We start from the raw sequence: 25,278 nt of genomic DNA, 5'->3' as shown, positions 1-25,278 counted from the left end.
CTTATTTATCTTTTATAATTTATCGTTTCGATTATTTTGAATTGTAAGGTTACTTTAAGGTTAAGACCAGTTCCATGCAAGTTTGCCTCCCTATACTAAGCCTATAAAGGAACAGGGGGTAAAAATCATGACAACAACGATCTTAGAAATCAATGATTTGCGAAAAAGCTACGGGCATAACGAAATTTTAAAGGGGATCGATTTGCAGCTACTGCCGGGAAAAATTACCGGATTACTTGGTCGTAATGGTGCCGGTAAGACTACTCTAATGAAATGTGTTTTGGGACTGACCGCTAATTTTGAAGGAAAAATGCTGTTTAACGGACACAATCTGAACACGACGGATACTCAGACAAAAATGAAAATCGGTTCGCTGGTGGATGTCCAGTTTTATGAAGACTTGAACGCCTACGACAATTTGATGCTTTCCATTCGCTTGATCGACTCGATTCCGCGGAAGGATCGAAAACAGATGATTCAGGAAAGCTTGGAGTTTGTGGAACTAAACAATGCCGCTAAGAAAAAAGTGAAGAATTTTTCTTTCGGAATGAAACAGCGTCTAGCGCTAGCACTCTCATTGATTACGAAACCAGAGTTATTGATTTTGGATGAACCATTTGTCGGCCTCGACCCAATCGGCGTGGAAGAAGTCAAAGGAATATTGCGGAAGCTTTGTCGTGAACGTGGCACCGCCATCCTCTTCTCCAGTCATCAAATGCAGGAAATCTGCGACTTGACCGACAATATTCTCGTTTTAAGCAACGGCATCATCAGCTATTCCGATCAAAATACACATTTTGAAAATCAACAGGCTCAATTGATTGAGCTAATGAAATAGGAGGAAGAAATCATGGAAATATGGACAATTTTTAAAATGGAAATGATCAAAACGTTGAAAAGAAAAAATAGCTTGATCCTGCTGATTCCGTCAATTTTGATCGTGATCATGGCTTTTGGTATCTCGACTGGTGGGCTAACTTTTACAGGCGCAGTAGCATCCGGTGATGGCAGATTCGCTTGTCTCGACTTTGTTACTGCCATGTGGTCGTTTTTTAATACTTTGGGGATTTGGGGCATTTTATTGATTTTAGTCACGGCTTTTCAGTTTTCCGGCGAGATTTCCAGCGGACAAATCAAAATGACGTTACTTCGAATCGGCAAAAGATGTCCGATCATCAGCGCCAAATTTTTAGCCTTAGTAACGACAGCTCTTGGTGCATTTGCCCTATTTACATTTGCAGCGGGCGGCAGTTACTATCTCTTTGTCGCAGAATCATCGATTGGAAACGGCAATTTCTCTTCTTCCATGATTGATTTACCAAATGCTGCGGCAATGATTGGTTTCATTTTTCTGCATCTTGCGCTATTCATGGCAGTAACTCTATTGGCGGGATTGTTTCTATCGCCTTTTATCGCGTTTATCATTTCGCTGGTCAGCATGTTTGCGGTCAGTTATTTGATCAATACCAATGCCTTTGAGTTGACGAAATATTCGGCATTGTCGGTCAGTAATCATTTGATCAGTGGAAAAGCGGAATATCTGCTTCCGGCATTTCTATCTTCTCTTTTAGTCATCGCCCTTCTTTTAATTCTGACTTCACTACTTTTTAAAAGAGTGGATATAAAATAGCTTCCTTGAACGGTATAATAGAGAGAAATGATTAGTTAAGGGGTGTTGTTCGATGGGATTTTCAATCTTAGTGGCTGACGATGAGCAAGGGATCGTTGATTTTGTCACCTTATATTTGGAAAAGGACGGCTACGAGGTATTCACTGCTTCCGATGGTGAGAAGGCTTGGGACTGTATTCAACAAGAAAAAATTGATCTAGCGATTTTAGATATCATGATGCCGAAATTGAACGGCTATCAATTGATCAAAAAAATCCGGGCTGAAAAAAATATGCCCATCATCTTCTTGACTGCTAAAGATGCCAGTGCGGACAAAGTATTAGGCCTAGATATCGGCGCTGACGATTATGTGACCAAACCTTTCGATCCTTTGGAGTTAGTCGCTCGGGTCAGCGCTCAGCTTCGCCGCTTCTATTCTTTGGGCGCACAAGAAGTCAACGAACCGGAGAAATTTGCGCTTCATGATTTGATTCTCGATCTAGATCAATGCCTTCTATTCAAAGAAAACAAGCCAATCGCTCTGACTTCGATCGAGTTCAAGATTTTACGTATGTTAATGGGCACTCCAGGGCGTGTATTTACCAAAAAGCAGATCTACGAAGCCGTTTGGGAAGATACTTATATTGTGGATGACAATAATATCATGGTCTACATCAGCCGGCTCAGAGAAAAATTAGGAACCAGAGGGGAGGAATCGTATATCCATACGATCCGCGGATTAGGATATAAGATACTGCCATGAAGAAAAAGCCCAAAACATTAGGTCGCTTTTTGACGAAGAAATATATTACGACTTCGCTGTTGCTGTTGTTTTTAATTAGCCTCTTTGCTGCGTTTGCCCAGCTCTTCATATCTGGGACCAATGAGGTTGTAAAGAATTTATGTGCTCGAACGATCGTACGATCAGATTACAAAAAAATTGATATTTCAACTTTGAAAGATTTCAGCGGATGGGTGGAAATTCTTGATGAAAATAATGATGTGATTTATACCAAAGGCAATGTCGGGAAAAAAACTACACATTATACACAAAAACAACTGCTGGAGATGGATGCTTTACAATCCATTATTGACCAAAAAATCTATCAATTTGGTTCTATTTCTCTTGAACTTCACACGCAAGAATCGCATTATATGGCGACTTTTGCCCCCTTTAAAGACTCAGTTGGGCATAATTACATTTGTATTGCTAAACTGCCACAAAGTAAAATTCGTGGAAATTTTTATCCTGTTTTCGATAGCTTCTTCTCTCCTACATCTATATCAGTTTTAAAAATTTTACCACTTTTACTTATTCCGATAATTTTGATCTTCATCTTCTGCCTCCGACGCTACTCGAAATCGGTCAAAGAGCATATCGTCGCTCCAAACACAGTTCTGATCGACGGACTACGAACGATCAAAAATGGCGATTATTCGAAAAAAATTCATATGAACGCTGAATACGAGTACGTGGAAATTGAAAATTCCTTCAATCATATGGCTAAGCAATTAGAGGACGCAAAACAGCAACAAGCCTCTTATGAAAAGGAACGGCAGCTGCTATTCGCCAACATGGCTCATGATTTACGAACACCCCTCACTACGATTCAGGGTTCCGCCAAAGCAGTGGCCGATGGCTTAGTGAGTAAGGCCAAGCTGATTCAAACAATGGAAACCATTATTACTAAAACCGATCACATGAACGAGCTAGTGAATCGACTACTGATCTTCTCAAAACTTGAAAGTCCTGACTATCAGCTGCACATCCAAAAGTTCGATTTATCAGAATTGATTCGTGAAGTTTTGCTGGAGCAGCTTGATGCAGCTGAAAGCAATCAAATCGAGCTGACTTTCGACCTACCAGACACACCGATAGAGCTTTCTGGTGATCCCGTCGAATTACGGCGTGTTTTTGATAATTTGATTGGTAATAGTATCCAGCACAATCCGCCAGAAACAGCTGTTCATATCCGGCTTTATACTAATGAGGATCAAGTGGTTTTCGAGGTCAAAGACAATGGCGATCCGATTTCGAAAGAGCTACAGGAGCATTTATTTGAACCATTCGTCAGCGGTGACAGTTCTCGAACCACTAAAAACGGTAGTGGACTAGGACTTGCTATCAGTAAAAAGATTGTGGAAAAACATGGTGGCAAGATCACCTTAGTTGAATTGAATGCTCATGAAAAAATATTTCAAATGTTTTTGCTTTTATAGAATGTGAAAATTTACCCTAAATAGACTGCCCTCCAAGACTATTATCCATCTCTTGGAGGGCAGTTCAGTATAATTGTATTAGGAAGTACGATCAACCTTCAGAAAATACGAAGGATACTCCACCCTTGTTGGTTCATAAAATTCCTTCGACTGAAACTGAAATCCTAACTTCTCCAATAATCACTTTGAAGCAAGATTTTCAGGATGATGCCCAGCAAACAAAGCTTGCCACTCTGTTTCTCCTGCTGCATAAGCAATCACACCTCTAGCTGCTTCCTCCGCAAATCTTTGGCCCCAAGCTTCTGGCACTAAATGATTGAAAGCCGAAATTCGATTAGCTTTCAACTTCTAAAGTCAATCGCTGTAATACTTGCTCTTTTGAGAGCATTCCATTCTTGGCAATAAAGTGAGTGACCTGTTCATCCGCCCATAATTTATCAGCGAGCCACTGAGCATTTGCTGTCCAACCGGAAAAAAATAATCGTTCGGTTTCGAATTGTTTTTCTCGTATAAACTTCTCTCACCTCATCAAAATTTACTTTTCTTTATTTTGATGGATATTTTTCTTATTTTTCAACAAAATAAAATCCAAACAAACGTATTATCTTTTGGTTTGCTTGGATTTTTTTAAGTTAATTTTAGTATACGCGAACACCGAAGTCTGGTGCGTAGTATTGAGTCGAACCATATTTCACGTTTTCACCTGGTTGTGGTGCATGAATGTATGAATCGCCCCCTGCTGAGATTGCTACATGGTAGCTAGATCCTTGATCGCCCCAGAATAATAAGTCGCCTTGCTGTGCTTGGCTGACATCGATTGTTGTACCTGATGACTCTTGTGCTACAGTCCAAACACCGATATCTTTACCCGTTACTTGCTTGTAAACATATTGAGTAAGACCAGAGCAGTCAAAACCACTAGTATCTTTCCCACCCCATACATATGGTGTGCCGATATATTTTTCAGCTTCATTCACAATTTGTTGTCCCTGTGAATTTGTCGATTGTTCAGGAGCAGTTTGTTCTGGCGTTGTTGCTGGTGTTTCTGTCGCTGGTTGTTCCGGCGTCGTTTGCTCCGGTGTTGTCTGTTCTGGTACTGGTGTTTGTTCTGGTTGAGTCTGTTCCGGCTGAGTTTGCTCTGGCTGTGCTACTTCTGGTTGTTTCTCCACAGTTGGTACTTCAGCTGGTGCTTGCTCTTCTTGTGCAGGAGCTTGTTCTTTTTGTACCAATGCATCTGGTTCTGCTTGTGGCACTTCTGGTGTTACTATTGGTGTTTCTGGTGCTGGTGTTACTTCAGCTATTGGTGTATTATCAACAACAGGTTGGTTCTCAACAACCGGAGTCGTTTCTACAACTGGTGCTGCTGTTTCTACTGGAGTTGTTTGAGCGACAGGCGCTGCAGCTTCAGTTACTGTACCATTTCCTACTACTACTGTTTGTCCAGCATAGATATTGCTGTCTGAAACATTGTTCCAAGCAAGGAAATCTTCAACGCTGATTCCGAATTGAGCGGCGATAGAGCCAACTGTATCTCCTGATTGAACAGTATATTGCACTGGTTGAGCTGGTGTTTCTACTGCTGGTTGTGCTACTGGCGGAACTACAGGTTCTGTTGCGTCATAGCTAGTTAAATCATGTTCCTGAATCGTTGAAACCAATTTTTGAACATAATCTTTATCATCATTGAAGCGTCCTTCTAACGCTGCGGCAGCTGTTTGGTAGTCCTTCGCGTTACTGCGCCAAGTACCACTAAAGTAGTTTTCGTTGCCGTCGCGAGAAGTTGTCTTCAAGATTTCAATATAGTCTTCGATTGCTTCCTTATATGACCCATATTGTTTCATTTCTTTCTTTTCAGTCGTACCTGTTTCAGGGTCTTTCTTATCTAGCATTGCAGACTTGCCTTGATATTGACCTTCTAAGCCAAATAAATTGTAATACGGGGCTTGAGCATAATCAGTTTGTCCCCAATCACTTTCAACGATGGCTTGAGCGATCATAATCGAAGCATAAAGATCATGCTTTTCGGCTAACGGTTTGATTTCATTTGAAAGTTCATTGATAAACGCTTTTTTATCAACATTTGAGGTGGTTGCAGTCGTTTTGCCTTCAACAGCTTCTACTTCATGTGTGTTTAGTAGTGGTGCCGCTACTGAAACCGCTACTAGTGCTGTACCTACAACAGCAGACCCTTTTTTCAAATTGCGATAATTGATGGTCTTCTGTCGTTTTTGCTGACGCAACTCGCGCCGTGTTAAAACTTTATTTGACATTTAACATCTCTCCATTTCTCTCTCTCATTGCTTTCTTAACGTAATTAATTATAACACAATAGAAATGGCTGGTCATTGTTAATGAACTGCATTTCTTGATATTTTAGATTATTTTTTCAGAGAATAGACCAAAATCGCCTATTTTTCAATTAATTTCAAATTTCTAAAAAAATTGATTCTGGAATAGTCTTTTAAAAAGTTGGTTAAAAATCTTTTTTGTCAAATCGAACAAACGAGGTGAAAATATGCTAAAAGAGAAAATTAAGAATTTACCAAAAACACCTGGAATCTACAAAATGAAAAACACGAGTGGGGGTATTATATATGTAGGAAAAGCGAAAAATCTGAAGCAGAGAGTCAGCTCCTATTTTATCCAAAACAAGCAGCACTCGCGAAAAGTTTTAGAGATGATTTGTTGGATCGAGGATTTCGATTATGAGATTGTTGACACAGAATTCGACGCTCTCTTATTAGAATGCCATTTAATTCATCAAATTCGCCCACGTTATAATCGAATGATGAATTATTATGAGGGATATGGGTTCTTTCAACTCATCGATAAGGCGCCCTACTTGAAAGTTCTAAGTGAATGGTCTGCTGATGGTCTGGTGATTGGTCCCTTTTTCAAACAAAGCAAGATCCAGGAATTGAAGGAGATCATTAATAGTACCTACCGCCTAGATGGACCGTTGAAATATGTAGAGGGTATCGTGAAAAAGTATGATGGAATCACTCCTGAAGCAGAATTCGACATGCGTATTCAAGAGATTAAGGAAACTCTCTTGGGTCAATCAACTGCTCTACTGACACGGATTGATCAACGAGTCCAAGCCGCAAGTGCGCGTCATGACTATGAAGCCTCCGCACAATGGTGGAATAATTATTTAACAGTACAGCGTTTTTTGCGGCGCAATAAACAGCTGATTCAGATTATGCAGAATCAAACGTTTGTGGGGATCTTACCGGAGAATGGTTCCTATTATTGTTACCTCTATGCTAAAGGCGAACTGTTGAACCGCGTCGTCTATCAACGGAAACCAACCTTTCAGCAAGCAAAAAAAAGGTTGGAAAAAGAGATCTCCGGAAAAACCTGGCAGCGACTTGAGGGCAAGACACGCTTAGATAAGGCTGATGTTGATTTATTCCCCATTTTTTTCAACTACTTGAACCAGCATGGACAGGTTTTAGGCTTTGAATCGCAAGAGAAATAGTTCCTATTTGTATTCGATTTCAATCCTTGTTACAATCATCGTAAGTGTTATGAAATGGGGGATAAGAATGCAAATTGAGAAGATTACCAAACCAGCACAGACGATTGTTTCGATGTCTACGCATATTTCACACGAACACATACCAAATTACATCGGAACTTCTTTTGTAGATTTATTAGAATACATTCAAAAAAATGGAGCTGAACTGGTTGGCACACCGTTTATCTCCTATTTAAATCTGAATGACCAAGGCCAGCCGAAAGACGAGCTGCTAAATGTGGAGATTGGCTTCCCTATTAGTAAAGAAATTCCTTCCACAGAGAAATTTCAAAGCTATGAACTACCTAGCTATCATGCTGTACGGACACTTTACGTTGGCGACTACGATGACCTGACGGATTCATATAAAGAATTGATCGAGGCGATCAAACAAGAGAATGGCATCTTCACCTACCGCAGCTATGAATACTTTTTGACAGATGCCTCGGTTCCGTTGGACGATCAAGAAACGATGATCGAACTAACCTACCGTTCAAAACGGAAAGAACTTTTAACAAACTAAAGCCTATATATTAAAACATGATGAGAAGCCCTTCAAGACGATTCTTGAAGGGCTTTTTATTACGAAGCAAGCTTTTTGAGTCTTCAACACTATGATATCCACGTTCTTTTATCTGGCCCTTTGCAGTCCGATTTTTAGATAAAAAAACACTTTAACGCAAGACGTTAAAGAGTCTTTTAAAAGTTACTTATAATCTTCGAGCCCTGCATTTCGAAAATAAAGATGGAAATCGACTTGAATTGTATTTTGTTCGATCATTTATAAGCTGAAATTAAGCGTTTTACTCCATATTCGGGTAAAAAACCGATGTTACTTTTATGTGTATTGTATAAGCTTAAAAATTAACAAATAACTAATTCGAGCATTTAGACTTTTAATTAGCACATTCATCAATAATTAACAAGTTCTTTTTAGAATATGTCCAATCATTTTCTATCTGTCTACAATTTGAATTTAACTGCTTGTTTAATCGATAAAAAGGAGTATATTTTCATTATTTATTCATTTAAAACATTTGTCCCCAAGATTTAAAAATTCGTTTTTCTTTTGAATAATCCAGAATAGTCAGACTGGAATTATCCACGATTCCGCTCTCACGGATCTTCGCCAAAGGAATCCCCTTCAACGTATTCAGTAATGCCATCAATAAAATCCCATGACTAACAACTAGAATCTTCGCCTCTGGATGCGTTTCTGCCACATCTTGGATTACCTTTGTACTACGGGCAATCAAATTTTCATAAGACTCCGCATGGAATTTTTCAGCATCGAACAAATCAGGACGTTTTCGATAATTTTTTAAGTCATCTGGATAAGCTGCTGTAATCTGATCAATCTTTTTGCCGTCCCAATCGCCCAAACGCATTTCTCGCAAATCTTCAATAATTGTTAATTCAGGTGGCGTAGAATTTTCCTCCAGAATAATTTTTGCTGTTGTTTGTGCGCGCATCTGCGGGGAAGTCAATGCCAGATCAAATTGGACATTGGCTAGATGTTTTCCCATTCGTTTTGTTGCTTCAACACCTGATTCGATCAAAGGTGAATCGACAGTTCCCCCGTTAAACAGCCCTTCCGCATTATTTTCAGTTTTTCCATGTCTGACAAAATAAAAAGTAGTCACACTTTCACACCCTATTCATTATTATCTACTCGTTTTTCGCAAACGAGTTCTATTTCCATAGATGTACCATTTCACCCATCCAGTATACACTACTAATCAGTGATTTATACCAAAAAGATTAACCCTAAGAAATAAAAATCCCAAAAACTAGCGATTCTATTTAAATACAAAATTCTGAAACACGTGACATTGTAATCGGATTCATTTATAATAAAAACAACAATGAACGTGATATCAATGCAGTTTTTCTTAATTTGTAGTCGTTCACCAATTAAAAAGCCTTGATATTTAATTTGAAATTAATATGAAAATTGATTTAGACAATTAATCTTTAAGAATGGAGGACAACGCATGGAAAAAGATCGAAAACAAACCAGCACCGACTTGGCACTTGCTACTGCAGGTATATTTAGTTTGATCCTTTTCAGCATTTTAATGCTTGCACGCGTTGTCGAGGAACGCCAAGTGATGGATCTGGTAAGTCTTATTACAGGGGCAGCCGCAGCTTTTTGTTATGGAAAATTTCTGTGGATCAAACAGAAATCATGGTTGACCTTGTCTGTCATCCTATTCGCTTTATGCATCTTCTTCTTCATTCGCTATCTCTTCTGATTTCTTACTGCCGATATTTTTTATTGGCAGTTTTTTTCTGCCCTGATTTTTGCTACTATTATATAGTGCTATTTCGATAGAATATTAAGGAGGCAGTTATGTCCGATTTTGCTACACTCGTAGAATATCTCACGACGGCTCCATCTCAACCAAATTTTCAATCTGATACACTCGTGATTGCCGGAAACAGTTTACCGAGTTTAATCGTTTCTGCGGCGAAGTTTTGTGAAGAAGAGCTTACGATTAAACGCATCATCTTTGTGGGTGGAATCGGTCATGGCACGGCTCCTTTGATTGCAAACTGCAAAAAAATGTATCCTGAGCTCGTCCGTCCAGAATGGGAGGAGCTTTCTGAAGCTGAAATCACGCAGGAAATCTTTTCTCATTACTGTTCGCGCAAGCTCGAGCAAGTTTTAGAAAAAAAATCAACCAATACAGGTGAAAATGCCCGCTTTTCCCACGACCTTTTTGATCAAGACGCACCCAATAGCTTTTGGCTCGTGCAGGATCCAATGGTTCAGAAGCGTACTCACATCACTTTCTGTAAAGAATGGGGCTTAAGCCAATCAGCGATCCAACCGCTTTTTTTCGAACAACCAAAGCTGATCAATTTTGATGCCAAACCGCAATTTGATAATCCCAAGATGGATAGCTGGTGGGAACCTGATTATTTCTTATCCCTAGTTATTGGTGAGATTCGCCGACTGAATGACGATGAACACGGTTATGGACCTAAAGGCGCAAACTTCATTCCACACGTGGATGTCCCCGGAAACGTCCTGGCATGTTATCGCCGATGTCAAAAATATTTGGAGCATATTGAGAGAAAATAAAATAGAAATAGCCTCTGCTTTTTGAAAGCAGAGGCTATTTTTCCAATTTATCTAAATGAATTAGGCTATCCATAGATGGTTTCTAAAAAAAGAAGCCCTCATTCAGAGAACTTCCCATTTTTATTCAATTACGGTACTGACGAAGCCAGCAACCTTATCAAACAAATCTCCGAAGAAACTTGAAACACTCTGCCATAACCCGCCAAAATTCGGGTTGGCGATAAAGTTCTGAACCTGCGAGATCACCTGATCCTTATACATGTAAATGATAAATAGCAAGAATAATACGCCGGCAATGCGCCATAAAACTGAACCGACCTTTACAACAAAAAATACTAACAATGCGATAAACGCAATAGCTATCAACTGTTCCATCATGGATTCCTCCTGAAATTTCTTTATCTATACTTCCACGTCCGTCAATTTCCAAATGATTAACTTATAACAGTATTATGCCTCTTTTCTTTATTTTTTACATGGGTCGAAAGTCTGATATCAGTCTGGGAAATAAAATCTTAAAAAATAGAATTCTTAGAAAACCGTAAGCGCTAACTTTGCCTGTTTATTAAGGTTGGAGGCAAACAAGCAAAGAAAACGAGTCTTCTTTATTTGTTTTTTAACAGAAACTTTCTCATAAACTCTAAGCATATTTACGCTGTATTAAAAATTATTCTTGTTACTGTGGTGGTAAATAAACCGTTGAAGGAGTCGTATTTGTGCCAACAATTACTGAACAAGCCTTAGAAGAATTAAGTCCCTTTGAATTAAGTCTCTTTTTAGAACAAAAGATTCATGAAAATAAAAATGTCACCAACCTATTGAACGCAGGACGGGGAAATCCCAACTGGACCGCCCCTACTCCCCGCGAGGCTTACTTTTTACTGGGCCAATTCGCTACACAAGAAACGTTATATGGTACGGGCGAACTAACAGCCGGAATGATCCAATCTGATACAGGCCGCGGTGAACGATTTGCTGACTTTTTAGCTGAGCATCCTGGTAAAGGTGCCGATTTCTTGAAGAAGCTCTGGTTTTCTGACAATAATTATCTAGGAATGCCAAAGGATGCTTGGCTAACCGATATGCTGGATCATATTATCGGTGACAATTATCCTAATCCGGTCCGTTGCTTGACCGCCTGCGAAGGTCCGATTAAAGCCTATTTAAATCAGGAGCTTTTCTCTGACAGCACGATTCCTTTTGATATTTTCGCAGTTGAAGGTGGAACAGCAGGCATTTGTTATATCTTTGACACACTGTTCAATAACTTTTTATTGAATCACGGCGATAAAATCGCTTTGATGCTGCCGACATTCGCACCCTATTTGGAAATTCCTGAATTGCCAAAATATTCGTTCGACATCGTCAAAGTTCAAGCGAAACAAACGATGATCGACGGCAAGATGACCTATCAATACCCTGACGAAGAAATCAATAAATTACGCGATTCTGATATTAAGGCTGTCTTTGTCGTAAATCCAAGCAATCCGACAGCGAATGCATTGGCTCAACCAACGATTGACTTACTAAAGGATATCGTAGCAACAGATAATCCTGAATTGATGATCTTGACCGATGATGTTTACGGGACCTTCGTTCCAGTATTCACATCACTATTTTCAGAGATTCCTTATAATACCGCCTGCATCTACTCGTATTCGAAATATTTTGGAGCAACGGGCTGGCGTGTTGGAACGATAGCTGTCGCTAAACATAATCTATTTGACGAATTGATCGCCAACTTGCCGCAGGAAAAAATCGAACGATTGAATGAACGCTATGCATCCCTGACGGCTGATCCAACAACAATCACTTTTATTGATCGGATCGTGGCCGATAGTCGCGATGTTGCGTTGAACCACGCCGCTGGTCTTTCAGCTCCACAACAAGTTATGATGGTGATGTTCAGTTTATACAGCCTGTTAGATGAAGGTAAAGCTTATAAAGCCGAAGTAATGGACATTTGCCGCCAACGTGAAAAATTATTGTTTAATACATTAGGATTGCAAGAACCGCTTGAAGATTTGGACACCGCCTACTATTGCGAAATCAATTACGAAGATTGGACCCGTAAACGTTACGGCAACGCCTTTGCTGATTATCTGAAAAATAAATGGACGGTCACCAAAGTTCTCACCTCACTAGCAGAAAAAGAACAATTGATGCTTTTGAAAGCCAACGCATTTGGCAGCAGCGAATGGGCAGTGCGTGTTTCCTTAGCGAACTTGGCTACCAATCAATACCCAGAAGTCGGTAAACGAATCATTCGCTTAACCGATGAGATCCGCGACCAATGGATGAAAACAAAATAATTACTAAGCTTGAGGAAGTAATGTCTCAAGCTTTTTTTAGTGATCCATACTCGACGTTACTTTTGTCCATTACCAGTTGCTGAATTTTTGTCTATCGTTTATTCTGCCCTAATCATTGCATAGAAAAAACCTTCCACAAGGTGAAAGGTTAAATAGTGATTATCTATGGTAAAACCTCTATCATAACATCGCTTTGTTCTTCCATTACATTTCCTGCATAATTTGGTGTAATCAATGATACTGTTCCCGCTTGATTAACGATCAAATACATGTCTTTCGCTCCTTCTGACCATCCATAATCACGATTATCAGGATTTGACAGGATTCCCGTTAAAGTGATCAAAGTATTGGCTTGAACACTTCTAACAGAGTTGTCTCCTGCACTGAATATCCGAATAGTTCTTGTCTCAACATTGCTGACAGACATACTAAAGACTGTTTCGATGAGGACTGGTTCACTCTCTGGCTCAATAACAGCAGGTTGCCCTGTATAGCCCAGCATGCCGATAGTTGCTGTTCCTTCACTGAAATTCAACCGAACGGTATCCGGAACATTCGCCCCATTAAACTTGAAGGTCATAGGACTACTTAAAGTATTCACATCTACTGTATATGGATAAGCAGAAAGATCCTCGGTTTTAGGTACAGAAGGTTGGTCCTTAACTTCTTGTGTGGCTGGCTGTTCTGCAACTGGTTCCCCCACTTCTTTTGTTTCATCAATTTTTTGTTCTGGTGTAATAACAGATTTTGAGTAGACTGAACCATCTTTTTCTTTTACTGTAACGACGTTTCCATCAATACTGATGGTTCGACCGACTGGCAAGCGGTATTCCTCACCCGCACTCAGGTTGATTCCATTGATTTCAGCCAATCGCTCATAGCGAATATTTATCTTTTGCCCGATCGCCCATAAAGTGTCTCCCCATTTCAGCGTATACTCTTTTTGTCCATCGACGATCTCAATCTCGCTTACTGTTTTCGCTCGCCACTCAGAAGCGATCACCATACTTGGAAAAACCATTCCTACCAACAACATTCCTGCAAGAACACAAACCTTAACCTGTTTTTTCACATAGATTCCTCCTATTTATTTTTAGCAATATCGTCAAATACTGCTGATGGTCATTGGATAAATTACTACAAATCTATTTCCATCTTGTATGCTGCAACTCATACTTATATTATTCAATAATAACAGAAATGTTATCGGTGATGGTGATTTTTATTATAAAAAAAACAAATCGTTCTAAAAAAGCAAACATATACCGCTTATATCATTTTGTAACAATCAATTTAAAATCATATTTAGCTGTAATTATGATTTTCATACTTAAAACGCCTTAATTAATGCCATGTTCTCAAATAAATGGCTAATTCACGATCTTATGCTAAACTGTTATAGATTGGCTGAGGAAAAACAAAGCCAATTGGCTGTTTTCAGCAGATACTCAAAAAGATATGCTATTAAAAAACAAATGGAGCGTTACTATATGAAAAAAGTTGTAACAATCGCTGGTTCAGATGCTACTGGCGGCGGTGGTTTAGAGGCAGATTTGAAAACCTTTCAAGAGTTCGGTACCTTTGGCTTAGCCGCGATCACTTCCATCGTAAATTTAGATCCCGAAAGCGGGACGCATCATTTGCGAGTTCTCCCCGTAGAATTGATCCAAGAACAAATCGATTCAGTCTTTGCCGGTCTGATTGATGCGATCAAAACGGGACTATTGCCTTCACGGGAAATAATTGAATTAGTTAATGAGCTGATCCCGAAAAACAGTCCATTGGTCGTTGATCCTGTCATCGGCGGCAAAGGGACTCAGGATTTCATCAAAAATGACCAAGTTCTAGCGTTGCGAGAAAAACTATTACCTCAGACCTTGATTACTACCCCTAATCTGAGGGAAGCCGGGATCTTATCTGAGATGGGCGAATTGACCTCTGAGGCTCAAATGCAGGAAGCTGCCAGAAAAATTGCTTTGCTAGGTGTGAAGCATGTAGTGATCAAAGGCGGCGCGCGGTTAGATACAAAACAAACGCTCGATCTTCATTATGACGGCAGAAATTTTCAGCGTTATCCTCATCCCGTCATCGCTACGCCCTACAATCATGGTGCTGGCTGCACATTTGCTGCGGCGATCACTGCGGCAATTGCGAAAAATTATCCCGTTGAACAAGCGATCAAGCTGGCAATCGATTTTGTGCAAGTGGCGATCGCGATGGGCGAAAAAATCAATCCGTATGTTGGCCATGTATGGCATGGCGCCTACACCTACGGAGAAAAACGATTGGAGTATTCAGATGAACAATGATAAACGAATTCAAAACCTAGTATTAGTTGCTTTATTTGCGGCACTGACCTTAATGGGAACCATGATTAAAATTCCCTTGCCAACTGGTGCCTTTATTCATTTTGGAAATTCTGTCGTACTGTTGGCAGTTCTACTGGTCGGCTATTGGCAAGGATCACTCGCTGGTGGGCTCGGATTTTTCGTTTTTGATATTTTAAATGGTTTCGCGGCTGAGGCGCCTTACTTTCTAATTGAAAGCTTCGTTGTTGGCGCTGCGGCATACGCCGCCTTCTCTTTTTTCAAACAAAAACCGACGCGTATTCGCCAAGTGATCGTGATCGGAATTAGTGCCGGTATTGCTAAATTCGTCATGTCAGTCATCAAAGCCACAGTCATGTCGATGATCGCCGGCGCGCAATTGAAACCCGCCTTCTTCGCAGCACTTGCTACGATGCCTGCCACAGTAATCAATATATTTTCAACGATTTTGATTGTCAGCCTTGTCTACTTCCCATTAAGACGTGCAATGCAGCTGATTTTTCATAATCAACCAGTATAAATTATGCTATAATAAACTTCCTTGGCAGGGGCGAAAGCTTAAATAAAAGCGTGTCTAAAAATCGATCATCCGATTCTTAGACACGCTTTTATTCTTCCATCGGCGGCACTTCATAGTATTCTTTACTCATAATATCGCGGTAAACGCCAGGAATCGATTCCCAGGAAATGAATGAAATTCGCTTCACATAGGTTCCTTTATGCTGAACCAGTGCATAATTCTTTCCTTCTGGCGACTGTCCGCCTTGAAAATCCAAAATCATTCCTTCCCCAAATGGATCATCCGCCACCCAGATGTTCTCATACGGATTAAAGCACTTAACCCACTGATTCTGATTTTGATACTGTGTCAAAAATAGACCGCCCGCAAGAATGATCATAATCAACCTCTACATTTTGTAGAATCCCTATTTCATCGAATCCAATTGCTTTTTCGAATCACAGAAAACCTGCCACGATTTTATTTGCTGCCCGTCTACGACTACCTTCCAAGCTGCCGGAAATGCCCAATGTTTTTCAGCTTGACCTAAGTAAGACCCACTAGCTTTACCAATGATCATCGCAAATTCTTCATTGTCTATATAATCCTCAATCACGATCAAATAATCTGGAAACCAATCAAAATATCCCTGCCAACCAGTCTTCATCGCTTCTTTATCCTCACACTCGCCATAGGTATCGATGAATTGAAAATCATCCGTCATCATGTCGATGATCTTTGATAGATTTTGCTGGTTGATTGCTTCTACGAACTGTTCGACTATTATCCGCTTCACAGGTATTCCCTCCTAGATAGGCTTTTTATTAGTATAACAATTTTCGTGATCGATTTAAAAAAATGAAAGACAGAGCAATCGGCATTTTGGTCATTCAGGACTTAAGAACAACCGTTTAAGATACTTGTTTCGCACCGAGTGCACTTTTTGGTAGAATTTTATTATTCAGAAACGATTATTAAAAGGAGTGAACAAAATGAATGAGAAAAATGAAAAACGGCAGCTTGCTATCTTTTCAGTAATTGCTTTCGGGCTTCCTGTTATCATGGGGTTGCTCATGTGGTACGGCTATAGTCATGATAAAGATTTAAACTTATTTACGATTACCCATATGTATTATCCTGCGGCGGGCGCTATGATCGCACTATTGGTCAGTAAGAGAAAGACACAATTAATACCGAAGACCTTCTTTATGTGCTACCTACTTCAAACTGCGGTGATGATCGGTTTCAGTCTAGTAAGCTTGTTTGTTGGTAATCCTTCACTTTATAGAATCGCGGTATATTTTTCCATGTTCGGTGGTTTATTATCACTGATTTTCTTGATTACAGCGAAGAAACAGCAGCGAGCTGCTTATGGTTTGTCCCATAAAAATTGGAAAGCGACGATTGGAATCGTGTTGCTCTATCTCCTTTTATATATTTTACGAACGGTGTTCGCTTATCTAGCCGAAGGTAGCCTTGCACCATTAGCAAAAACCTTCTCTGATTCGATGACTTGGATCGCACTTTTCTCCACGCTTATTTTATCCGCCGTGACCTTTGTTCCTTTCTTTGGCGAAGAATATGGTTGGCGCTACTTTCTCCAACCAATTCTGCAAAAGAATTACGGTTCTCTGAAAGGTGTCCTGCTGCTTGGTATCGTCTGGGGTCTGTGGCACCTTCCGATTAACTTCTTCTTTTACACTTCACCAGCGGTTGGGATCATCTCTGTTACCAATCAAATCGTTGTTTGCATTGCTTATGGCATTTTTTATGCTTATGCCTATATGAAAACCGATAATATCTGGACAGTCGTTGCGCTGCACTTTCTAAATAATAACCTGATTCCAGTTTTTAGCGGCGACCTGAGTGGAGAATCCATGAGCGGCTACAGTATCACTTGGAGTCAAGTTGGTGCCATGGCAATCCTCATGACCCTCTTCTATGCTTGGCCTGCTTTGACTAAATTCTTCAAAGACCGCAGCAAGCTCAATCCAACACCAGAACAACGGGCAGATCGTGTTGCCTACGAGTTAGAAGTCGAATCAGAGCAAAAAGCCGCTGAATTAAGGTAAATCATACGTAAAAAGCACCAAGACTGCAATCATGATATTGGCGTCTTGGTGCTTTTGGCAATAGTTCAAATTTTAAAGAATTAAAATAGTTTATGAATGCAAATTAGTTTTATTATTTTATTTTAATGTGTTATACTTTTATTTATAAGTTTGTTATTAAATGAAAGGAGGAAGGAACATGACTTTTTTTGAAACAGAAAAACCTTACCGTGTGACTTTTGATTTAGAAAAGAATATCTTTATTGTTTATTCGACTGTTACCGGTCAACAAGGAACAGGAATCACCATTGAACAAGCGATCTACGACTTAAAAAAACCTGCCTAAGGAGCGCACATCTCAATGAATGAAGCCTATAATTAAAAGCCTCTGCTCACTAATTGAAAGCAGGGGCTTTTTTGTGTGCTCAGCTTACATAATTGTTCGTTAATGATAAGGTGAATGCATGTCCTCTACCCTTCTTTCCAAGTTATACTAAAGCTACGAAACTCACGGAGGTAGAATAATCATGAAAAAACTGTTATTTCCATTCTTCGCAATAAGTTATTTGTTGGCTCATATCACCCTGCATTTGTCTCTATATCCAATCAATTGGCTGTCTAGCTTGTTTCATTAATGAGGTGGAGAAATGTTTGAAGTAATCATCCAGTTTATTAGCGAGTTGATCAGTTGGGTAATCGAATTTTTCGGTCAAATCATTGATGTGGTATCCGACATCATCATTTTTTTATTCTCTGCTCAGCTATAAAAAAGTCGTAGAGTCCAAAAAAAAGGACTCTTTTTTTCTTGACTATTCCCTACTTTTATTAGATGATGAGAATTTGAGCAAGAAAGTAGGAGAAACATGAGTATCTTAGATTTAACGGGGATCGCCCAACAATTTGGCGACAAGATCCTGTATGAAGATTTAGAATTACATTTGAATAAAGGGGAACATCTCGGCCTGATTGGACAGAACGGCGCCGGAAAAAGTACCTTGATCAAGATTATTACCGGTGAGCAGCTGCCGGATGAAGGCACCATCGCTTGGCAAAAAAATATCCACGTTGGTTATTTAGACCAATATGTTGAAGTTGATCCCACCTTGTCTATCAAGGACTTTTTGAAGACGGCTTATGCGTCAGACTTTGCTAAAGAAGCGAAAATCGGTGAACTGTATATGGAATACGGCGAATCAATGGATGACAAGCTGTTGGAAAAGGCTGGCCGTTTGCAGACGGAGCTGGATCAGGGCGACTTCTATCAGATTGACACCTTGATCGCCGAAATGAGCAGTGGTCTGGGCCTAGATGTACTGGGCATGGATACGCCGCTGGAAGATTTGAGCGGCGGACAACGGTCGAAATTGATTTTAGCGAAATTGTTACTGGAAAAACCAGACGTATTGATTCTGGATGAACCGACGAACCATTTAGACGATGATCACGTCGCTTGGTTAAGTCAATTTCTACAGGATTTTTCTGGGACCTTTGTTGTGATTTCCCATGATCGCGACTTTTTGAATCAGATCACGACTCATATCGCAGACATCGAGTTTGGTAAATTGACGAAATATACCGGCAACTTGAAGAAAGCGCTGAAGCAAAAGGAACAGTTCCAAGAAACCTATATGAAGCAATACGCTTCTCAAAAGAAACAGATTGAAAAAACCGAAGCCTATATTCGCAAATACAAAGCTGGTTCCCGTTCAACCATGGCAAAAAGCCGTCAAAAACAATTGGACAAAGTTGAACGCTTGACGCCTCCTTCTTCAAACGCGATTGCCCACTTCGAATTTCCTTATGCACCGATCGTCACAACATTGGCACTTGAAACAACGGATCTGGAAATTGGGTACCAAAGACCCTTATTAGCACCGATCAATATTACGTTGCGTTATGGTGAAAAGGTCGCGATTCGCGGATTCAACGGGATCGGTAAGTCAACCTTGTTGAAAACATTGATCGGAGCAATTCCAAAAATTGCCGGAGAGTTCCATTTTCCAGCAAACACGAAGGTTAATTATTTCGAGCAAGACCTTCAATGGGAAAATCCATATCAGACGCCGCTACAATACTTGAGTGACCACTTTCCAAAAGAGAATGTCAAGGAGCTGCGGAAACATTTAGCCAAAGCGGGTTTACCGAATCAACTAGCACAGGAACCACTTAGCACCCTTAGCGGTGGCGAACAAACGAAGGTCAAGCTTTGCCAGATGACCATGCGAAAGGGCAATCTGTTGATCCTCGATGAACCTACGAACCACATCGACCAAGCAACGAAGGACAGCCTGCGGGAAAGTCTAGCGAATTTCGCCGGCACTGTCATTGTCGTTTCCCACGAAGAAGGCTTCTATCAGGATTGGACCGATCGTGTGATCGAGATCAGTCAATAATTAGCTAATAAATCAACTACTCCAACAATCAGTGCTGTTTTCGGTTCTGCTGTTGGAGTTTTTTGTTAGCAAATGATTCTTGTAAGAAATCCATTAGAAAAACTGATAAATCAAGACTCAACTGTTGGTTGAGCTTCATTTAACGAAAGGTTTATTGTGGACAAAATGGCTGTGAGCATATACTTACGGTAGAGGGCCAAACCAATCAATCGTCGCTAAAAACCTTTGTCTGTTACCCTGATATTTGTCATTTCAAGCCTTCAGTTCTTGTTACATTAAAAAAGGGGGATTATATTAATGAACAATAAAGAGAATAATCATAAAGCAAGTTATCCAGAAGGAGATATTCCAAAAGCAGTTCGTGTTGAAAATGCCGCAAATATTTTGGTCATCGACTTTGATAATGGTGAAAAACGCTATCTAAAATCACATTATATCAACGACTATTTAGATGCCTATTCTCTCAAAAGAGGTCGGGGAAAACGTCGCTTATTATTTTGGGGCGGTCCTGCCAACATGTGGTTAGGTTCCGAATTCGAAATTCAAGAAGATGGTACCGTGGTTCTATTTGGAAAGGACAAGTATTCGCCGCAGGAGCTTTGGTATGAAAGTCAGCCAAGTGTCACTCTCTTATAAGAACAAAAAGGCCGCATCGTTTCGCGGCCTTTTTGTATGACTAGATTCATGATATTCTGGCTACCATTTTAGCGTATCTTTTTCTTCAGCAGTCAACCCAAAGCTCTTGTAATGCGCCGCTACTCGCTCGTGTAAATCAGGAATCATAGCGCCCTTTTTTACTAAAACATCCACTCCTGCTGGGGTTACCAGCGATTTCTCAAAGCGAATCACTAAGACATCGCCTTTGATCGTTACTACCTGCCAGTGACTGCTTAAAATCCTTAAAACGCCCAATCCGCGCCAGATAAATCCCTTGGCGCCTAAACGATCAATCCCTTTAATTTGCTTCGTTTTGTCATCCACTTCATATTCTACCAAATCAAGTAGTTCTACTGCGTTTTTTTCCGTTCGCTTGTAGGTGATCCGTGGATTTTTTCTTTTTTCTGACAGCCACATTGGAAAAGTGGTTCCTTTGATTTCCCAAGTACCATCAAGTTGAGTATGCCATTCCGTCATGCTCTCACCTCGTTTTCTTCTTTTTAGTGTAAAATAAAACATATTTTTGCCAAAGAAATATGCTTTCCGAAAAAGATTAGGTGTGCCGAATCTTTTTCTTTTATTTTCCTGATTTTGGGTGTATGATTGCATCGTAGAAAAGTTTAGAGAAAGGTGGGAATCTTTTGAGTTCAAGTAAACATCCCATTTTAAAACATACAAATGGACTTTCTCTAGAGGAAGTCAACGGTACTGTGGAAGTACCGAAAGGAAAAAGTTTCTGGCGAACATTACTCGCCTATTCAGGACCGGGAGCCCTAGTCGCTGTCGGTTATATGGACCCAGGAAATTGGTCAACCTCCATCACTGGCGGTCAAAATTTCCAATACTTATTAATGTCGGTCATTTTACTATCTAGCTTGGTGGCAATGCTATTGCAATATATGGCTGCCAAATTAGGAATTGTCACTCAAATGGACTTAGCCCAAGCAATCCGCGCCAGGACAAGTAAATCATTAGGAATCGTCCTGTGGATTTTAACCGAACTAGCGATTATGGCAACAGATATCGCTGAAGTTATCGGGGCCGCTATCGCATTGTATTTACTATTTAATATCCCACTAGTCATCGCGGTCTTCATTACCGTCTTTGATGTACTCGTGCTCTTGCTGTTAACAAAAATCGGTTTTAGGAAGATCGAAGCAATCGTTGTGTGTCTGATCTTCGTGATCCTTTTCGTCTTTATTTACCAAGTAGCCTTGTCCGATCCTAACTGGGGCGATGTTTTAAAAGGGTTCGTACCAACGCAGGAAACTTTTTCAAATGCGCCAGCAATCGGCGGACAAACACCGTTGACCGGAGCCTTAGGAATTATTGGAGCGACTGTTATGCCCCATAACCTGTATCTCCACTCCGCAGTTTCACAAACACGGAAAATCAATCATGCAGATGAAGAAGAAGTAGCTAATGCGGTGCGCTTCACGACTTGGGATTCCAATATCCAATTGTCAATGGCTTTCATCGTGAACGCGTTGCTGCTGATCATGGGTGTGGCCGTCTTTAAAACTGGAACAGTCAAAGACCCTTCATTCTTTGGTTTATATGAAGCTTTATCAAATCCGGCTACTATGAGCAACAGCATCTTGATGAACGTAGCTAAAACTGGTGCCTTATCTACCTTATTCGCTGTTGCATTGCTGGCCTCAGGTCAAAATTCAACCATTACCGGAACTTTGACTGGACAGGTAATCATGGAAGGTTTTATCCACATGCGGATGCCGATCTGGCTGCGTCGTTTAGTTACACGGTTGATTTCTGTAGTACCAGTATTGATCTGCGTCTTGCTCTTTAGCGGAAAAGGCGTGATTGAAGAACACGAAGCCTTGAATAACTTAATGAATAATTCGCAAGTTTTCTTGGCCTTTGCCCTGCCATTCTCCATGCTACCGCTATTGATGATGACCAACAGCAGTGCCGAAATGGGCGAACGCTTCAAAAACAAATGGTTCATTCAACTGCTGGGTTGGATCTCAGTTATTGGATTGACTTATTTGAATCTTATCGGACTGCCTAGCCAAATCGAAGGCTTCTTTGGAGACAATCCAACTACGGCAGAAATCGTGACCGCAGACAGCATCGCCTATGTCTTGATTGCCGCTGTTCTTGCATTGCTCGTTTGGACAATTGTTGAATTGCACAAAGGCAATAAACGTGTGGCTCTCGCTGTAAAGGAACTAGATGAAGATATATCTGAATAAAAAGAAGCTCTTAGAAAATCGCTAAATAGATTTTCTAAGAGCTTCTTTATTTTTCCTGCTTCAAGTATTTTCCTGAAGTTCAACCACAAAAATTTCGAATAATAATCTTCTCTTTTCTTATTAACCTTACAACTATTTGTTTGGATACCAATTAATCCCAGCCTTTTTTGCTTGTGAAAATAATTGGCGGTAATTCAGCTGATATTCTTGCTCATCTTTGATAAAATGCGTACCGCACTGACGAAATTCAAAAGCAACACCTTGCGAAACTGCTTCTTCCCTCAATTTCAAGATCCAATCATAGTTCAACGGTCGCGCATTTTTATGGTATTCGCCACCGGCTACGACTAATTCGATATCTTTCAGATAGTCACTAATTGAAATTTCTTCAATCAACGGCTGACAGGCGATATTTTTGTGCTTAATCGGCAATTCCTGTAATAACGATAATCGTTGATCAGCCCGCGCTTGATTTTCCACTGAAACACCAATTGTGACATTGTCATACCCATCGCCCCAATCATCTGGTACACAATCCATCAAACGCTCGATCCTTTTGGTCAGGAACATAAAATTCAGATCGCTGCGTTCCTTGATCATTTCCCAGCATTCCCCTCGCCATGGATCGGCAGCTTCTATCAAAAAATCACTGGAAAAACAAACAAAGACCATCTGACCACCCTTCATTTTATAGCCATTTTTGGTTTTCTTCACAGGAGCATCAAACTGAGCCGTCTTTTCAATCTTGCTGGTATCGACCGCTCGTTTTTTATCTCCTTCATGAATAAAACAATACTTACAGCCTTCACTGACACGACGGCAGCCCCGCCATGGATTCCACATGCCCATTGCCTCACCTGCTTTTTTCTTTAATCTTATCAAATTTATCGAGAGCATAGCGAGCTATTTCGTTATCAGAGCATTAATTAGCTAAAAATGCTAAAATTAAGCCATAGATTTTAAAAAGAAGGAAGTGATTTTTTGGAAGAATATCGCGGCTTGTTAGAAAAGACGATTTTACTACAAGAAAAGCCGATCATGATGTCCTTGCTGATCATGAGCGATGGTGAGAATAAAACCGAAGTCTTGATCAAAGACCGTTATCTATCCAGTTATGTTTTTCGTTTACCAGAAAACAAATATATGATCCATATCGAAGGTCGCCGCAACAAGCGCAATCAGTTAGTTGCCAAGCATTTTGAGATCATGAATCCAGATGAATACATCAAGATCATCGGCGCACCAGAATAATAGAAGGAAGAGGAGCAATTCCCTTGTCAAAGAAAACTAAACTAGTTGCTGCGATTGTGATTGCGGCAGCTAGTTTCGCTGTTTATAGCGCAAAAGACCATTTCCAAGAGGCAAAACCAAACACGCCTCAAACAACACAAACACAAAAGCAGACACAGGCCCAAGTCGTTTCGCGGCAACAGGACCTAGCCCAGCTCAATTACGAGGGCACGCAAACGATCGAGATCAATCAAAATAATCCAACATTTTCAAAAGAAGAACTCTCTACCACGAATGGACCTTGGGAAAAATACGGAGATTTAGATCACTTGAATCGCGCGACGGACGCTGAAGCGTTATTGAACAAAAAGCTGATGCCGACTGAAAAACGCGGGGAAATATCTAGTGTTACCCCGACTGGCTGGCACAATAAAAAAATCAATGGGCAATATCTGTTCAATCGTTCTCATTTGATCGGCTATCAATTAACTGGACAAAATGCCAATTGGAAAAATTTGATCACCGGCACTCGCCAACTGAACAGTCCAGAAATGCTGCGTTTTGAAATGGATATCAAATATTATTTAGAGCAAAGTAATAAAAATTATGTTCGCTACTCAGTCGTTCCTGTATTTCGTGATGACGAACTATTAGCTCGTGGCGTACACATGATGGCTCAGTCAATTGGCAGCGATGATGTTCACTTCAATGTCTATATTTTTAACGTACAAAACGGCGTGACTTTGAATTATGCGGATGGTACAAGCACTGTCGGAACAAGTTCTAGCTCGCAAGCTTTAACTTCATCGTCCGCTTCTATAGACAAAGAATACGTCGATAGTAATGGCAAAGGCTTGATCAAAGGCTCAAAAAGCGGTGTCTATCACCTGCCTGGCAGTAAGTATTACGACAACACGACCAATCCTCGCGCATGGTTCAAAACGATCGAGGAAGCGAAAAAGGCCGGATATCGGCCGGCAAAATAATTTTGACAAAGTTTTCACATTTACTCTTTACAGATATATTTCTTATGTTACAATAATGTTACGAAATATGCATAGAATCGTAACATTGAATAAGGATGCCAGTCCAACTTTTTGCAGCTTATAGTAATTGGAGGTATTAACAGAGTTCATAGCAGAAATTCGTTCGAATGATT

Annotated in this window: 27 protein-coding genes; 18 read left to right on the top strand and 9 right to left on the bottom strand. The window is 40.3% G+C overall.

Going from position 1 to position 25,278, the window contains the following annotated elements; genetic code table 11:
- Positions 1-127 precede the first annotated feature (127 nt).
- Genes AC4J95_RS18720 through AC4J95_RS18705 form a run of 4 tightly spaced genes read left to right on the top strand, consistent with a single transcriptional unit; the run spans position 128 to position 3,829 of the window.
- On the top strand, positions 128-838 hold the full coding sequence (locus tag AC4J95_RS18720) for an ABC transporter ATP-binding protein (RefSeq protein WP_494551148.1): 711 nt from the start codon (positions 128-130) through the stop codon (positions 836-838).
- Positions 839-850: 12 nt separating this feature from the next.
- Entirely contained in the window at positions 851-1,630 is a 780-nt protein-coding gene (locus tag AC4J95_RS18715; RefSeq protein ID WP_494551147.1) for an ABC transporter permease, read from the top strand.
- A 52-nt stretch (positions 1,631-1,682) separates the two neighbouring features.
- Positions 1,683-2,372: a response regulator transcription factor gene (locus AC4J95_RS18710; protein ID WP_494551146.1), complete on the top strand. Its 690-nt coding sequence runs from the start codon at positions 1,683-1,685 to the stop codon at positions 2,370-2,372.
- A complete protein-coding gene (locus AC4J95_RS18705; RefSeq protein WP_494551145.1) occupies positions 2,369-3,829 on the top strand; it encodes a HAMP domain-containing sensor histidine kinase in 1,461 nt (486 codons plus the stop codon). Before AC4J95_RS18710 ends, AC4J95_RS18705 begins: the two co-directional genes overlap by 4 nt.
- Positions 3,830-4,009: 180 nt before the next feature.
- Here AC4J95_RS18705 and AC4J95_RS18700 read toward each other — a convergent pair whose 3' ends face one another.
- Positions 4,010-4,174, bottom strand: a complete 165-nt coding sequence (locus tag AC4J95_RS18700) for a GNAT family N-acetyltransferase (protein ID WP_494551144.1) — start codon at positions 4,172-4,174, stop codon at positions 4,010-4,012.
- A gap of 293 nt (positions 4,175-4,467) precedes the next feature.
- A complete protein-coding gene (locus AC4J95_RS18695; RefSeq protein WP_494551143.1) occupies positions 4,468-6,099 on the bottom strand; it encodes a glucosaminidase domain-containing protein in 1,632 nt (543 codons plus the stop codon).
- A 245-nt stretch (positions 6,100-6,344) separates the two neighbouring features.
- Here AC4J95_RS18695 and AC4J95_RS18690 point away from each other — a divergent pair, with 245 nt between their 5' ends.
- Positions 6,345-7,310, top strand: a complete 966-nt coding sequence (locus tag AC4J95_RS18690) for a GIY-YIG nuclease family protein (RefSeq protein WP_494551142.1) — start codon at positions 6,345-6,347, stop codon at positions 7,308-7,310.
- Between the two features lie 67 nt (positions 7,311-7,377).
- Entirely contained in the window at positions 7,378-7,872 is a 495-nt protein-coding gene (locus tag AC4J95_RS18685; RefSeq protein ID WP_494551141.1) for a GyrI-like domain-containing protein, read from the top strand.
- A gap of 505 nt (positions 7,873-8,377) precedes the next feature.
- On the opposite strand, the gene AC4J95_RS18680 is transcribed toward AC4J95_RS18685, so the two are convergent.
- Positions 8,378-8,992, bottom strand: coding sequence for a histidine phosphatase family protein (locus AC4J95_RS18680; protein WP_494551140.1), 615 nt, complete (start codon positions 8,990-8,992; stop codon positions 8,378-8,380).
- Between the two features lie 351 nt (positions 8,993-9,343).
- Here AC4J95_RS18680 and AC4J95_RS18675 point away from each other — a divergent pair, with 351 nt between their 5' ends.
- Positions 9,344-9,604 (top strand): DUF6442 family protein, encoded by a 261-nt coding sequence (locus AC4J95_RS18675; protein ID WP_316405123.1) that lies wholly within the window; start codon positions 9,344-9,346, stop codon positions 9,602-9,604.
- Between the two features lie 98 nt (positions 9,605-9,702).
- Complete coding sequence (locus AC4J95_RS18670) at positions 9,703-10,437, top strand: YdcF family protein (protein WP_494551139.1); 735 nt, start codon at positions 9,703-9,705, stop codon at positions 10,435-10,437.
- A gap of 120 nt (positions 10,438-10,557) precedes the next feature.
- Here the strand turns inward: AC4J95_RS18670 and AC4J95_RS18665 are convergent, their stop codons facing one another.
- Positions 10,558-10,812: a hypothetical protein gene (locus AC4J95_RS18665; protein WP_316405121.1), complete on the bottom strand. Its 255-nt coding sequence runs from the start codon at positions 10,810-10,812 to the stop codon at positions 10,558-10,560.
- A 341-nt stretch (positions 10,813-11,153) separates the two neighbouring features.
- Here AC4J95_RS18665 and aspD point away from each other — a divergent pair, with 341 nt between their 5' ends.
- Complete coding sequence (aspD, locus tag AC4J95_RS18660) at positions 11,154-12,749, top strand: aspartate 4-decarboxylase (RefSeq protein WP_494551138.1); 1,596 nt, start codon at positions 11,154-11,156, stop codon at positions 12,747-12,749.
- 163 nt (positions 12,750-12,912) lie between these two features.
- On the opposite strand, the gene AC4J95_RS18655 is transcribed toward aspD, so the two are convergent.
- On the bottom strand, positions 12,913-13,821 hold the full coding sequence (locus AC4J95_RS18655) for a LysM peptidoglycan-binding domain-containing protein (RefSeq protein WP_494551137.1): 909 nt from the start codon (positions 13,819-13,821) through the stop codon (positions 12,913-12,915).
- A gap of 418 nt (positions 13,822-14,239) precedes the next feature.
- Between AC4J95_RS18655 and thiD the strand changes: the two genes are divergently transcribed.
- Positions 14,240-15,058, top strand: coding sequence for a bifunctional hydroxymethylpyrimidine kinase/phosphomethylpyrimidine kinase (thiD, locus tag AC4J95_RS18650; protein ID WP_494551136.1), 819 nt, complete (start codon positions 14,240-14,242; stop codon positions 15,056-15,058).
- Positions 15,048-15,596, top strand: coding sequence for an ECF transporter S component (locus AC4J95_RS18645; protein WP_494551135.1), 549 nt, complete (start codon positions 15,048-15,050; stop codon positions 15,594-15,596). The genes thiD and AC4J95_RS18645 overlap by 11 nt, the downstream gene beginning before the upstream one ends.
- Positions 15,597-15,684: 88 nt before the next feature.
- On the opposite strand, the gene AC4J95_RS18640 is transcribed toward AC4J95_RS18645, so the two are convergent.
- Both AC4J95_RS18640 and AC4J95_RS18635 read right to left on the bottom strand, forming a co-directional pair.
- Positions 15,685-15,975, bottom strand: coding sequence for a hypothetical protein (locus tag AC4J95_RS18640; RefSeq protein ID WP_316405116.1), 291 nt, complete (start codon positions 15,973-15,975; stop codon positions 15,685-15,687).
- 27 nt (positions 15,976-16,002) lie between these two features.
- The gene (locus tag AC4J95_RS18635) at positions 16,003-16,371 is read right to left on the bottom strand and encodes a nuclear transport factor 2 family protein (RefSeq protein WP_316405115.1); all 369 of its coding nucleotides are present in this window, start codon (positions 16,369-16,371) and stop codon (positions 16,003-16,005) included.
- 196 nt (positions 16,372-16,567) lie between these two features.
- On the opposite strand from AC4J95_RS18635, the gene AC4J95_RS18630 reads away from it, so the two are divergent.
- The 4 genes from AC4J95_RS18630 to AC4J95_RS18615 all read left to right on the top strand — a co-directional run bounded on the left by AC4J95_RS18630 (position 16,568) and on the right by AC4J95_RS18615 (position 20,655).
- Positions 16,568-17,647 (top strand): CPBP family intramembrane glutamic endopeptidase, encoded by a 1,080-nt coding sequence (locus tag AC4J95_RS18630; protein ID WP_494551134.1) that lies wholly within the window; start codon positions 16,568-16,570, stop codon positions 17,645-17,647.
- Between the two features lie 178 nt (positions 17,648-17,825).
- Positions 17,826-17,972, top strand: coding sequence for a hypothetical protein (locus AC4J95_RS18625; RefSeq protein WP_316405113.1), 147 nt, complete (start codon positions 17,826-17,828; stop codon positions 17,970-17,972).
- Positions 17,973-18,489: 517 nt separating this feature from the next.
- Positions 18,490-20,019 (top strand): ABC-F family ATP-binding cassette domain-containing protein, encoded by a 1,530-nt coding sequence (locus AC4J95_RS18620; protein ID WP_494551133.1) that lies wholly within the window; start codon positions 18,490-18,492, stop codon positions 20,017-20,019.
- Between the two features lie 297 nt (positions 20,020-20,316).
- Positions 20,317-20,655 (top strand): hypothetical protein, encoded by a 339-nt coding sequence (locus AC4J95_RS18615; protein ID WP_494551132.1) that lies wholly within the window; start codon positions 20,317-20,319, stop codon positions 20,653-20,655.
- A 60-nt stretch (positions 20,656-20,715) separates the two neighbouring features.
- Here AC4J95_RS18615 and AC4J95_RS18610 read toward each other — a convergent pair whose 3' ends face one another.
- The gene (locus AC4J95_RS18610; RefSeq protein ID WP_494551131.1) at positions 20,716-21,153 is read right to left on the bottom strand and encodes a hypothetical protein; all 438 of its coding nucleotides are present in this window, start codon (positions 21,151-21,153) and stop codon (positions 20,716-20,718) included.
- A gap of 164 nt (positions 21,154-21,317) precedes the next feature.
- Here AC4J95_RS18610 and AC4J95_RS18605 point away from each other — a divergent pair, with 164 nt between their 5' ends.
- Positions 21,318-22,889, top strand: a complete 1,572-nt coding sequence (locus tag AC4J95_RS18605) for an Nramp family divalent metal transporter (RefSeq protein WP_494551130.1) — start codon at positions 21,318-21,320, stop codon at positions 22,887-22,889.
- A 132-nt stretch (positions 22,890-23,021) separates the two neighbouring features.
- Here AC4J95_RS18605 and AC4J95_RS18600 read toward each other — a convergent pair whose 3' ends face one another.
- A complete protein-coding gene (locus AC4J95_RS18600; protein WP_494551129.1) occupies positions 23,022-23,738 on the bottom strand; it encodes a DUF5131 family protein in 717 nt (238 codons plus the stop codon).
- A gap of 132 nt (positions 23,739-23,870) precedes the next feature.
- Between AC4J95_RS18600 and AC4J95_RS18595 the strand changes: the two genes are divergently transcribed.
- A complete protein-coding gene (locus AC4J95_RS18595) occupies positions 23,871-24,140 on the top strand; it encodes a hypothetical protein (RefSeq protein ID WP_016178166.1) in 270 nt (89 codons plus the stop codon).
- Positions 24,141-24,163: 23 nt separating this feature from the next.
- Positions 24,164-25,105: a DNA/RNA non-specific endonuclease gene (locus AC4J95_RS18590; RefSeq protein WP_494551128.1), complete on the top strand. Its 942-nt coding sequence runs from the start codon at positions 24,164-24,166 to the stop codon at positions 25,103-25,105.
- Positions 25,106-25,278: the final 173 nt, after the last annotated feature.

Source organism: Enterococcus sp. GPZ-007, assembly GCF_059374735.1.
Note: the sequence above shows the minus strand (reverse complement) of the source record. Positions and strands in the feature narration are given on the sequence as shown.

Coding starts and splice junctions, on each gene's coding strand:
- AC4J95_RS18690 (WP_494551142.1), top strand. CDS start 6,345: ATGCTAAAAGAGAAAATTAAGAATTTACCAAAAACACCTGGAATCTAC.
- AC4J95_RS18710 (WP_494551146.1), top strand. CDS start 1,683: ATGGGATTTTCAATCTTAGTGGCTGACGATGAGCAAGGGATCGTTGAT.
- AC4J95_RS18645 (WP_494551135.1), top strand. CDS start 15,048: ATGAACAATGATAAACGAATTCAAAACCTAGTATTAGTTGCTTTATTT.
- AC4J95_RS18715 (WP_494551147.1), top strand. CDS start 851: ATGGAAATATGGACAATTTTTAAAATGGAAATGATCAAAACGTTGAAA.
- AC4J95_RS18625 (WP_316405113.1), top strand. CDS start 17,826: ATGACTTTTTTTGAAACAGAAAAACCTTACCGTGTGACTTTTGATTTA.
- thiD (WP_494551136.1), top strand. CDS start 14,240: ATGAAAAAAGTTGTAACAATCGCTGGTTCAGATGCTACTGGCGGCGGT.
- AC4J95_RS18665 (WP_316405121.1), bottom strand. CDS start 10,812: ATGGAACAGTTGATAGCTATTGCGTTTATCGCATTGTTAGTATTTTTT.
- AC4J95_RS18685 (WP_494551141.1), top strand. CDS start 7,378: ATGCAAATTGAGAAGATTACCAAACCAGCACAGACGATTGTTTCGATG.
- AC4J95_RS18630 (WP_494551134.1), top strand. CDS start 16,568: ATGAATGAGAAAAATGAAAAACGGCAGCTTGCTATCTTTTCAGTAATT.
- AC4J95_RS18720 (WP_494551148.1), top strand. CDS start 128: ATGACAACAACGATCTTAGAAATCAATGATTTGCGAAAAAGCTACGGG.
- AC4J95_RS18675 (WP_316405123.1), top strand. CDS start 9,344: ATGGAAAAAGATCGAAAACAAACCAGCACCGACTTGGCACTTGCTACT.
- AC4J95_RS18615 (WP_494551132.1), top strand. CDS start 20,317: ATGAACAATAAAGAGAATAATCATAAAGCAAGTTATCCAGAAGGAGAT.
- AC4J95_RS18640 (WP_316405116.1), bottom strand. CDS start 15,975: ATGATCATTCTTGCGGGCGGTCTATTTTTGACACAGTATCAAAATCAG.
- AC4J95_RS18705 (WP_494551145.1), top strand. CDS start 2,369: ATGAAGAAAAAGCCCAAAACATTAGGTCGCTTTTTGACGAAGAAATAT.
- AC4J95_RS18670 (WP_494551139.1), top strand. CDS start 9,703: ATGTCCGATTTTGCTACACTCGTAGAATATCTCACGACGGCTCCATCT.
- AC4J95_RS18620 (WP_494551133.1), top strand. CDS start 18,490: ATGAGTATCTTAGATTTAACGGGGATCGCCCAACAATTTGGCGACAAG.
- AC4J95_RS18600 (WP_494551129.1), bottom strand. CDS start 23,738: ATGGGCATGTGGAATCCATGGCGGGGCTGCCGTCGTGTCAGTGAAGGC.
- AC4J95_RS18610 (WP_494551131.1), bottom strand. CDS start 21,153: ATGACGGAATGGCATACTCAACTTGATGGTACTTGGGAAATCAAAGGA.
- AC4J95_RS18695 (WP_494551143.1), bottom strand. CDS start 6,099: ATGTCAAATAAAGTTTTAACACGGCGCGAGTTGCGTCAGCAAAAACGA.